This window comes from Halobacterium bonnevillei (assembly GCF_009831555.1).
In the GTDB taxonomy this organism is placed as follows: domain Archaea; phylum Halobacteriota; class Halobacteria; order Halobacteriales; family Halobacteriaceae; genus Halobacterium; species Halobacterium bonnevillei.
Window position 1 is genome coordinate 1 of record NZ_WUUU01000103.1, and the last position, 10,788, is coordinate 10,788.

Genomic DNA, 10,788 nt, shown 5'->3' on the forward strand with positions numbered 1-10,788 from the left:
CGACGACCCAGCGGCGTCCGGGCCGCGCTCGCCGACGAACTCGGCGCGGAGGTCTTCGAGGTGCCGATGGGGCCGCCCTCGCTGCCCGGCCTCAGACTCGAGGACGCGCTGTTCGACGCGCTCGACGACGCCGGCGCGAGCATCGAGACGGGCAACCCCGTCACGGACTTCGACGTCGACGGCTCCGACTCCGCGGGTTCCGACACCGCGGGCTCCTTCGGCACGGAATCCGACGCAACGGCCGCCAGTAGCGGGGACAGCATCGAGCGCGTTTACGTCGAGAAGAACGGCGCGAAGATACCGAACAGCGCCGATCAGTACGTGCTCGCGACCGGCGGCCTCGTCGGGAAGGGCGTGGAGTCCGACCGCGACGGCGTCTCCGAACCGGTCTTCGACTGCCACGTCGCCCACGACGCCGACCGCTACGAGTGGTTCGCGGACGACGCGTTCGGCGACCACCAGTTCCCGCGGTTCGGCGTCGCGACGGACGACGACCTGCGGCCGCTGGACGCCGCCGGCGACCCGGAGTTCCGGAACCTCCGGGCCGCTGGTGCGGTCCTCGGCGGCTACGACTTCGCCGCGGAGAAGTCCGGCAGCGGCGTCTCGATCGCGACCGGCTACGCCGCCGGCCGCCGCGCGGCGGAGGCAACACGATGAGTGACAGCCAATCCAGCACCACGACGTTCGACCCAGAGACGCCGAACACCGGCGACGACTTCGACCCCGTCGACGTGTTCGAGGACAGCGCGGACTTCGACCTCCGCCCGGGCGCGGACTCCTGCTACAAGTGCTCGACCTGTGACACCAACTGCCCGGTCGCGGAAGTCGACGACGACTTCCCCGGCCCGAAGTTCCAGGGGCCCGAGCAGTGGCGGCTGAAGCGCCGCGACGACGACCACGCGGTCGACGACTCGGTGATGGACTGCTCGAACTGCATGCGCTGCGACAACGCCTGCCCGTCGGGGGTCCCGCTCTCCCAGATGCACAATACCGCGCGCGGCGAGTACGTCAGCGAGGAGATGAGCAAGCTCTCCGTGGAGTACGTCCGCAACCGCCTGCTCGCGAACTACCGGACGTCGGCGTGGCTCGCCAGCAAGGTGCCGCGGCTGGCGAACGCCGCGATGAACTTCGGGCCGGCGCGCTGGCTCATCGAGAAGACGATGGGCGTCACCAGCGAGCGCGAGTTCCCGGCGTTCGCGAGGGAGACGTTCCGCGAGTGGTGGGCCAGCGAGGGCGGCGCTGCCGCCTCCAGGGAGCGCGCCCGGGCGCACCGTGAACGCCGCTGCGACCCCTTGGACGCCGACAAGAAGGTCGCGTACTTCCACGGCTGTTACGCGAACTACAACACCCCACAGGTCGGGAAAGCGATGGTGCGCGTGTTCGAGCACTTCGGCTACGAGGTCGTCGTCCCCGAACAGGGCTGCTCCGGCACGCCGATGTTCGCCAACGGCATGCTCGACGACGCGCGCCGCGACGCCGACGTGAACGTCTCCTCGTTTGCGGACCTCGTCGACGAAGGCTACGACGCCATCGCGTCCTGTACGTCGTGCTCGATGGCGCTCCGCCAGGAGTACCCCGAACTGTTCGACATCGACGGCATCGACGCCGTCGCCGAACACACCTTCGAGAGCATCGAATACCTCCGCATCCACGAGGACCTCTCGGGCGCCCTCGACGACGTCGAAGTGGGCGGCGACCTCGCCGCCGAGTTCGCGTACCACGCGCCCTGCCACGCGCGCAACCAGGGCCTCGACCGGCAGGCCGTCGAGCTGTTCCGGGACGTGGACGGCGTCGGCGTCGAGGACGTCGGGGACTCCTGCTCGGGCATCTCCGGGACGTACGGCTGGAAAGCCGAGAAGTACGAGACGTCGATGCAGATCGGCGCCGAGATGTTCGACCACATGGCCGACGTCGACGGCGAGACCGGGATGACGGAGTGCCCGACGTGCGCGATGCAGATGGAACACGGGACGGGCTACGACGTCCGTCATCCCCTGGAACTGCTCGAAGCGGCACTGGTCGACTGACCCGCGGTCACGGCCGCCGGCAGTCGTCGACCGACTCACCCGGGACACGGAGGCTCGCTCAGCGAACCGTCGTCACCGGCACGGGACACCGCCGGAACACCTTCTCCGCGACGTTCCCCGTGAACAGGCGGTCCGACAGCGACCCGCTGTGCGTCCCGATGACCACCGTGTCGAACCCCTCGGCGTGCTCGACGATGGCGCGCGCTGCGTTCCCGAACGCGAGTTCCGTATCGATCTCCCGGTCGTAGTCCTCGGCGATCTCGCGAGCGCGGTCGAACACCACGTTCGCGTGCTCCCGCGCGTTCTCCTCGAACTCCTCGGAGAGCGCGACAGACGCCGCCGCCCCCATCATCGGCGACGGCCCGCCGACGACGTGCAGGACCGTGATCTCCGCGGCCGGATGCTCGCTCAGCGCGTACTCCAGCGCCTCGCGAGCCATCTCGGAGTCGTCCATCGGCACGAGAACTCGTGAAACCATGGGACTAGGAGGGCCGCCGAAGATATAGTCCCTCGGCTGGCTCGGTCCGTTGTGGCGGTCTCTCTCGGCAACGGACCTGAGCCGGGCGGATTTGAACCGGTGCAAGCCGTGCTCGCTTCGCTGCGCGTGCGTTGCAGGGTTCAAATCCACCGAACGCCATTCACGACGTACCACACGCGAAGCGACGTGGCACTCGCTTCGCGGTGTGGGTAGCAGAGGAGTGGGTTGGGGCGGATTTGAGCCGGTGTCACTTCGCTCCCGTCGGTCGCTCGTGACAGGGTTCAAATCCGCTCCACCCACACCACCTCCTCACGCGACGTCGCACACGATACGCGGTGCTTGTCGGCGTGAGTTCGGGAGAAGTAGTGGGTTGGGGCGGATTTGAACCGCCGGTCTCCTCCATGTCAAGGAGGTGTCATAGCCGAACTAGACCACCAACCCGCGTGGCCTTCTGTTGCACTCGTTCGTAGTCCGGGGGTATAGTTGAAGGTTTCGAATCGCCACCTCGCCGCGGCGGGCTTCGTCACTTCGTCCCACGACACACTTAAGTCTCTGTACAGACTTGTACACTATAACCCGAAAGAGTACATTGGTGTCCACTATGCAGGAATACATCGAGCGCGTCACGGCCGGGGAGGACCTCACACTCGCGGACGCACGCGACGCCGTCACCCAGGTGTTCGAGGGCGCCAGCGACGCAGAAATCGGCGCGCTGCTCGCAGCGCTCCGCGCGAAAGGCGAAACCGAGACCGAAATCGCGGGCTTCGCACAGGGCATGCGGGAGGCCGCCCACACCATCGACCCGGACCGCGACCCCCTCGTCGACACGTGCGGCACCGGCGGCGACGACTACGACACCATCAACGTCTCCACGACGTCCACGGTGGTCGTGGCAGCCGCCGACATCCCGGTCGCCAAACACGGCAACTACTCCGTGTCCTCGTCGTCGGGGAGCTCCGACGTCCTCGAGGAAGTCGGCGTCGACCTCGACGCCAGCCCCGACGCCGTCGAACGCAGCATCGAGGACCACGGCATCGGCTACATGCACGCGCCCGCGTTCCACCCCGCGATGAAGGCCGTCGTCGGCCCGCGGCGCGAACTCGGCCTCCGAACCATCTTCAACGTCCTCGGGCCGCTGACCAACCCCGCGGCCGCAGACGCGCAGGTCGTCGGCGTCTACGACCCCGAACTCGTCCCCGTACTCGCTCGCGCGCTCTCGCACATGGGCGTCGACCGCGCGCTCGTCGTGCACGGCGACGGCCTCGACGAGTTCGCGCTGCACGGCGAGTCCACGGTCGCGGAACTCCGCGACGGCGACATCGAGGAGTACACCGTCACCCCCGAGGACTTCGGCCTCGAGGACGCCCCAATCGACGCCGTCGCCGGCGGCACCCCGGAGGAGAACGCAAGCGACCTCCGCGGCATCGTCACCGGCGACGTCACCGGCCCGAAGCGCGACATCATCCTCGCGAACGCCGGCGCGGCAATCTACGTCGCCGGCGAAGCCGACTCGCTGGCCGAGGGCGCGGACCTCGCCGCCGAAGCCATCGACTCGGGCGCCGCAGCCGAAACCCTCGAGACGCTCAGGACCACCGCGACGGCGACCCAATGACGCGCACGAAGATCTGTGGCATCACGGCGGAACGCGACCTCCACGCAGCCGTCGACGCCGGCGCGGACGCCGTCGGGTTCATCGCCGACGTGAACGTCGACACACCACGCGAAGTCGCGGTCGAACGGGCCGCGGCCCTCGTCGCAGCCGCACCGCCGTTCGTCACCACCGTGCTCGTGACGATGCCGGGGACGCCCGAGCGCGCTGCCGACCTCGTGGAGCGCGTGAACCCGGACGTCATCCAGGTCCACAGCGGCCTGTCAGTCGACGAGGTCGAGACCGTCGCAGCGACCGCCCCAGTGAGCGTCATCAAGACAGTTGACGCGGCAGCCCCCGACGGGAAGCGCTTCGACGACGTCGTCGACGCGCTGCTCGTCGACTCCGTGGACAGCGAGGGCGCTGGCGGCACCGGGCGCACGCACGACTGGGACGCCACCCGGGAGTTCGCCGATACCGCGGACTCGCCGGTCGTGCTCGCGGGCGGACTCACCCCCGAGAACGTCGCGGAAGCAGTCGCCACCGTCGAGCCCTTCGCGGTCGACGTCGCTTCCGGCGTGGAACGCGCTGGCGGCGAAAAGGACCACGACGCCGTCCGCGAGTTCGTCGCGAACGCCACGCAGCCAGCGGAGGTGGAACTGTGACTGACGCCGATCCCACGAGCGCCGCGCGCCTGGAGACCACGCCCGAGGAGTTCGCTGACCTCGCGGCCGACGACCCTGCCGTCGTCCGTGTCGCCGCAGACCTCGACGTCGACGTCACGCCGCTGACCGCGTACGCCGCGCTCACCGAGGGCGACTACGGCTTCCTCCTGGAGAGCGCGGAGAAGACGTCGGCCAGCGACCCGGACGGCGCGTTCCGGCCCTCGGACGCCACCGAGGACCGCCACGCCCGCTACTCGTTCGTCGGCTACGACCCCGCGGCCGTCGTCACCGTCCACCCCGACGAGACGGTGGTCCGGTCGCTGTCCGACGACCGCGTCACGGACTTCCTGCCGGACGCCGAAAGTGGCCCCGGAAGTGGCGGCGTGGACGGGACGGACGACCCCGACGTCCTCGACAGACTCCGCGACGCGTTCCCGGGCGTGGAGCGCCGCGGATTCCCGAACGAGGACCGCCAGTTGCTGGACGGCGGCCTCGTGGGGTTTCTCGCGTACGACGCGGTCTACGACCTCTGGCTCGAGGAAGTCGGCGTCGAGCGCCCGGAGACGCCGCTGCCGGACGCGGAGTTCGTGTTGACGACGCGGACGCTCGTGTTCGACCGCGCGACGAACTCCGTCTCGCTCGTGTTCACGCCGGTCGTCGGCGCGGACGACGACCCGGCGGCGGTCTACGAGTCGCTGCGCGCTGAAGCCGACCGCGTCCAGCGGCGCCTCGACGACACCCCGGCGCCGGAGTTCGGCGGGTTCCGCGTCACCGACGAGCGCACCGGCCCGCGCGAACAGTACGAGGACGCGGTCGCGAACGCCAAAGAAGCGGTGCTCGACGGCGAAGTGTACCAGGCCGTGGTTTCCCGCACGCGGGAACTCGACGGCGACATCGATCCCCGCGGCCTGTACGCCGCGCTCCGGGACGTCAACCCCTCGCCGTACATGTTCCTGCTGTCCCACGGCGACCGCAGCGTCGTCGGCGCCAGCCCCGAGACGCTCGTCGCGGTCCACGACGACACCGTGCTGAACAACCCCATCGCGGGCACCTGCCCGCGCGGGTCAAGTCCCGTCGAGGACCGCCGCCTCGCGGGCGAGATGCTCGCCGACGAGAAGGAGCGCGCCGAACACACGATGCTCGTGGACCTCGCTCGGAACGACGTGCGACGCGTCAGCGAAGCCGGTAGCGTCCGCGTCCCCGAGTTCATGCGCGTGCTGAAGTACAGCCACGTCCAGCACATCGAGTCCACGGTGACGGGCACGCTGGCCGACGACAACGACGCCTTCGACGCGACCCGGGCGTCGTTCCCGGCGGGCACGCTGTCGGGCGCGCCGAAGGTGCGCGCGATGGAGCACATCCACGCGCTGGAAGCCTCGCCGCGTGGCATCTACGGCGGCGGCGTCGGCTACTTCTCCTGGACGGGCGACGCCGAGTTCGCCATCACCATCCGGTCCGCGACGGTCGAGCACGGCGACGCGCGAAGCGACTCCGCGGAACGGGCGACCGGCGGGCAAAGCGAGCCGCGAGCGACGGACACCCTTCGCGTGCGCGCCGGCGCGGGCATCGTCGCGGACAGCGACCCAGCGGCGGAGTACGACGAGACGGAGGCGAAGATGGACGGCGTGCTCGCCGCAGTCGACCGGATTCGGGTGGACGGCGACCAGCGACCCGACGACGACTCGGACGCCGACCGCGGGGCGGAGACGCCGGAGGTCCAGCAGTGAACGTCCTCTTCATCGACAACTTCGACTCGTTCACGTACAACCTCGTGGAGTACGTCTCCGAGCAGACGGTCGACGGGGAGCGCCCGGAGACGACGGTCCTGAAGAACACCGCGAGCCTCGAGGACGTGCGCGCGGTCGACCCGGACGCCATCGTCATCAGTCCGGGCCCAGGCCACCCGGAGAACGACCGCGACGTCGGCGTCACTGCCGACGTCCTCACGGAGGTCAGCCCCGACGTGCCGACGCTGGGCGTCTGCCTCGGGATGGAGGCCGCCGTCTACGAGTACGGCGGCGAGGTCGGGCGAGCGCCGGAACCGATGCACGGCAAGACCAGTCCCGTCGAGCACGACGGCGATGGCGTCTTCGAGGGCATCGAACAGGGGTTCCCGGCGGCGCGCTACCACTCGCTGTCGTGTGCGTCGATTCCGGACAGCTTCGAGGTGTCGGCGACCGTCGCGGACGGCGACCTCGCGATGGGCGTCCGCCACCGCGAGCACCCCCTGGAGTGCGTGCAGTTCCATCCGGAGTCGGTGCTCACGGCTGCCGGCCACGACGTCGTCGAGAACTTCCTCACCGCGGTCTGACGGTCCGAGTTCGTACAGAACTGCTTCGTCTCGCGGTCTCTCCGTCAGAATCCGCCGAGCACGGTGGACACCAGCCACAGGCCGGCGACCACGAGTGTCGCGACGACGAGCAGTTTCCAGGCGACGCTCAGCACGACCCGGCCGACCAGCACGATGACCGTGATGGCGACCAGGGCGACCAGCAGTTTGCCCAGCGGAGTGGCTAGCAAGCCCTGGAGTACCAGCGGTGTGGCCGCCAGCGGTGACGCCGCGAGTACGCTCGGGATACCAGACAGGTACATACTCGGTGGCACGCAGACGACCTCCTTAAGCGAGGTGGCAGTTTCGGACGAGCCACGCCGGCCGCTCCCGCGCCGATTCGGCCGCCGTTCCCCGTCGATTTGACGCTGGTTTCGAGGCCGGATTCGATTCGTGGTGTGGCCGCTCGCCCACCCCGCTCCCGGTCGAAACTGAAACCCCAGTACGCCGGCGACGCCACCCTAGAAATTGCGTCACTTTCACCGCGCTTTGGGTATCATTATATCCGACCGAGCCCAACGGTTCATCCACGCCCAAACGGGCCGGTTCGGGGACCCAGGGCACGGGGTACTGGAAGCACAACTACTAACGTCCCGTGCCGGCTACCACGTTGTCCCCACCGACACCCCGAATTCGACAATCCATGATACACCAATCATCCACGCCAACGACTGTACTGCGGAGGGACTGCCGATGAGCACACCGAACCTCTCCGCGGGCGAACTCGAACTCCCCGTCAAACGCACGACCGGCGACACGCTCGAGGAGCGTCTCACTGCCAACGCCTACCACAACATCCTGCCGGCGCGCTACCTCCGGAAGAACTCCGAGGGCGAACACATCGAGGAACAGGAGGACCTCTTCGACCGCGTCGCGAAGAACATCGCGCTCGCGGAAGTCGTCTACGAGAGCGACGACCCCGTCACCGTCACCCCCGCCCAGCTCAAGCCCGACCACCCGCGCCGCGACGAACTCACCGCCGAGGTGTTCGGCGAGGACGTCGACCCGGACAGCGACGACGCCGAAATCGAGCTCACGGAGTCCAACGTCAACAAGTTCGCGTACGAGACCGTCGTCCCCGAACTCGAGGACGACGACGTGCGCGCGCACGTCGATGCACAGCGCGAGGAGTTCCAGGACCTGATGGAACAGCTCTCGTTCATGCCGAACTCGCCGACCCTCATGAACGCCGGCGACGAACTCCAGCAGCTCTCGGCGTGCTTCGTCGACTCCCCGGGCGACGACATCACTGACATCCACCAGACCGCCAAGGAAGCCGCCGAGGTCTTCCAGTCCGGCGGCGGCATGGGGTACGCGTTCTGGAAGCTCCGCCCGTACGGCGACACCGTCGGCTCGACGGGCGGCATCGCCTCCGGCCCGCTCACGTTCATGGAGACGTTCGACCAGATGTGCGAGACCATCGCGCAGGGCGGCGCGCGCCGCGGCGCACAGATGGCCGTCATGCGCGTCAGCCACCCGGACGTCGTCGAGTTCATCCACGCGAAGAACAAGGACGTCAGCCTCGCGCAGACGCTCAAACTCAACGACCCCGACGACTACACGTACACGGAGTTCTCGGAAGCCCTGGAGGAAGCCCGCGAACTCATCGACGAGGACGGCCGCGTCCCCGAGCACCTGCGGAACGCCGTCGAGGGCCACCTCTCGAATTTCAACATCTCCGTCGGCGTCACTGACGGCTTCATGGCGGCCCTGGAGAACGGCGAGGAGTACACGTTCACCAACCCCCGCACCGAGGAACCGCACGTCGCCACCGAGGAGACCAAGGAGATGTACTCCCGGTACGGCCTCGGCGACTACGTCACGGTCGGGGAGGAGCTCTCCATCCCGGCGGAAGTGCTCTGGGAGCGCATCGTCGAGGGCGCCCACGAGAACGGCGAACCCGGCGTCATCTACCTCGAGCGCGTCAACAAACAGCACTCCTTCGACGTCGAGGAGCACCCCGAGCACCGCATCCTCGCGACGAACCCCTGCGGCGAACAGCCCCTCGAGGAGTACGAGGCCTGCAACCTCGGTCACATCAACCTCTCGACGCTCGCTGCCCAGGACGCCCCCGACTGGCGCGTCTGGAGCGAGGAGCACGACTTCGATAGCCTCGAGGACGGCGTCGACCAGTTCCTCGAGCACGCGCTGGACACCGAGGAGTTCGACCACCGCATCGAGATGGGGACGCGGTTCCTCGAGAACGTGGTCACCATGTCCGACTTCCCGGTCGAGGAAATCGAGGAGAAGGTCGCCGCGATGCGGAAGGTCGGCCTCGGCGTCATGGGCCTCGCGCAGCTGTACATCCAGCTCGGCGTGAAGTACGGCAGCGATGAGGGCAACGAGATCGCGCGCCAGGTGATGCGCCGCATCAACCACGGGTCGAAGGCCGCGAGCCACGAACTCGCACAGGAACGCGGCAGCTTCGACGAGTGGGACAAGTCCAAGTACGCGAACCCGACGGCGTACCCCGAGTGGTTCGAGCACCACACGGGCGAGGACCCCGCCGACTGGGCGGACGGCTACTCGATCCGCAACCACAACACGACCACCATCGCGCCGACGGGCACGACGTCGATGGTCGGGAACACCACGGGCGGCTGTGAACCCATCTACAACGTCGCGTACTACAAGAACGTCAGCGACGACGTGCAGGGCGACGAGATGCTCGTGGAGTTCGACGACTACTTCCTCCGCGTGCTGGAGGCCAACGACATCGACGTCGACGACGTCAAGGAGGAGGCCCAGGCGCAGATGGCGAACAACGAGTTCGACGGCGTCGACGGCCTGACGACGGTGCCGGACGCCATCGGCGAACTGTTCGTCGTCACCAGCGACCTCTCCGGGAAGGACCACGCCGCGGTCCAGACCGCCTGCCAGGAGGGCGTCGACTCCGCCATCTCGAAGACCTGTAACTTCCCGAACGACGCGTCCGTCGAGGACATGGACGAGGTGTACCGCTACATCTACGACAACGGCGGGAAGGGCGTCACCGTCTACCGCGACGGCACCCGCAGCAAGCAGGTGTTGACGACCCGCGCGGACAACGCCGAGTTCTCCCAGCTGGACGAGGACGAGGCCGCCGAGGCCATCGTCGAGACCATCGAGGAGACGTTCGGCGGCATCGAGGGCTTCCTCGACAACGACGACGTCCAGGCGGCGTTCGGCGAGGACCTCCGCGAGATCTTCGCAGGCGCCCAGGAGGACTTCGACGGCGAGTTCGCCGAGAAGCAGTCCCGCCCCGACCTCCTGCACGGCGTCACGCAGCGCATCGACACGGGCTACGGGAAGCTCTACGTCACCATCAACGAGGACCCCGAACGCGAGCGGCCGTTCGAGCTGTTCGCGAACACGGGCAACTCCGGCGGCTTCACCGGGTCGTTCACGGAAGCGCTCGCGAAGACCATCTCGGTGGCGCTGCGCTCCGGCGTCGACCCCGAGGAGATCGCGGACAAACTCCAGGGCATCCGGTCGCCGAAGGTCGCCTGGGACAAGGGCGAACAGGTCAACTCCATCCCGGACGCGTTCGGCACCGCGCTGCGGCGCTACCTCGACGGCGACGTCGACCGCGCGGCCTACCCGCAGCAGCAGCACCTCGGCGAGATCACCGACGAGGGGCCGCGGCCCACCACGAGACCGACGGCGGCGCGTCCGCCTCGGAGGCCGCTGTCGGCGGTCCGCAGGGCCCGTCGGCGCCGGCG

9 protein-coding genes and 1 tRNA gene are annotated in these 10,788 nt (G+C 68.5%); 7 read left to right on the top strand and 3 right to left on the bottom strand.

All coding sequences use genetic code 11. The features are described 5' to 3' along the window. Positions 1 to 657, top strand: a 657-nt coding sequence (locus tag GRX66_RS12255) for an FAD-binding protein (protein WP_159526820.1), incomplete at its 5' end; no start/stop codon positions are given. After that, on the top strand, positions 654 to 2,027 hold the full coding sequence (locus GRX66_RS12260; RefSeq protein ID WP_159526821.1) for an anaerobic glycerol-3-phosphate dehydrogenase subunit C: 1,374 nt from the start codon (positions 654 to 656) through the stop codon (positions 2,025 to 2,027). The genes GRX66_RS12255 and GRX66_RS12260, both read left to right, overlap by 4 nt. Positions 2,028 to 2,085: 58 nt before the next feature. Here the strand turns inward: GRX66_RS12260 and GRX66_RS12265 are convergent, their stop codons facing one another. Continuing rightward, entirely contained in the window at positions 2,086 to 2,505 is a 420-nt protein-coding gene (locus GRX66_RS12265; protein ID WP_159526822.1) for a universal stress protein, read from the bottom strand. A 366-nt stretch (positions 2,506 to 2,871) separates the two neighbouring features. Next, positions 2,872 to 2,946 (bottom strand) — tRNA-Val (locus GRX66_RS12270). A gap of 160 nt (positions 2,947 to 3,106) precedes the next feature. Between GRX66_RS12270 and trpD the strand changes: the two genes are divergently transcribed. Genes trpD through trpG form a run of 4 tightly spaced genes read left to right on the top strand, consistent with a single transcriptional unit; the run spans position 3,107 to position 7,069 of the window. Beyond that, the gene (gene trpD, locus GRX66_RS12275) at positions 3,107 to 4,117 is read left to right on the top strand and encodes an anthranilate phosphoribosyltransferase (RefSeq protein ID WP_159526823.1); all 1,011 of its coding nucleotides are present in this window, start codon (positions 3,107 to 3,109) and stop codon (positions 4,115 to 4,117) included. Next, the gene (locus GRX66_RS12280; protein ID WP_159526824.1) at positions 4,114 to 4,758 is read left to right on the top strand and encodes a phosphoribosylanthranilate isomerase; all 645 of its coding nucleotides are present in this window, start codon (positions 4,114 to 4,116) and stop codon (positions 4,756 to 4,758) included. The genes trpD and GRX66_RS12280 overlap by 4 nt, the downstream gene beginning before the upstream one ends. After that, positions 4,755 to 6,485 (top strand): anthranilate synthase component I, encoded by a 1,731-nt coding sequence (gene trpE / locus GRX66_RS12285; RefSeq protein ID WP_394351528.1) that lies wholly within the window; start codon positions 4,755 to 4,757, stop codon positions 6,483 to 6,485. Before GRX66_RS12280 ends, trpE begins: the two co-directional genes overlap by 4 nt. Beyond that, the gene (gene trpG, locus GRX66_RS12290; RefSeq protein ID WP_325064090.1) at positions 6,482 to 7,069 is read left to right on the top strand and encodes an anthranilate synthase component II; all 588 of its coding nucleotides are present in this window, start codon (positions 6,482 to 6,484) and stop codon (positions 7,067 to 7,069) included. Before trpE ends, trpG begins: the two co-directional genes overlap by 4 nt. A gap of 44 nt (positions 7,070 to 7,113) precedes the next feature. Here the strand turns inward: trpG and GRX66_RS12295 are convergent, their stop codons facing one another. After that, positions 7,114 to 7,350, bottom strand: a complete 237-nt coding sequence (locus tag GRX66_RS12295; protein ID WP_159526825.1) for a hypothetical protein — start codon at positions 7,348 to 7,350, stop codon at positions 7,114 to 7,116. Between the two features lie 430 nt (positions 7,351 to 7,780). Between GRX66_RS12295 and GRX66_RS12300 the strand changes: the two genes are divergently transcribed. Then, positions 7,781 to 10,788: adenosylcobalamin-dependent ribonucleoside-diphosphate reductase (locus tag GRX66_RS12300; RefSeq protein ID WP_159526826.1), on the top strand; the 3,008-nt coding region annotated here is incomplete at its 3' end.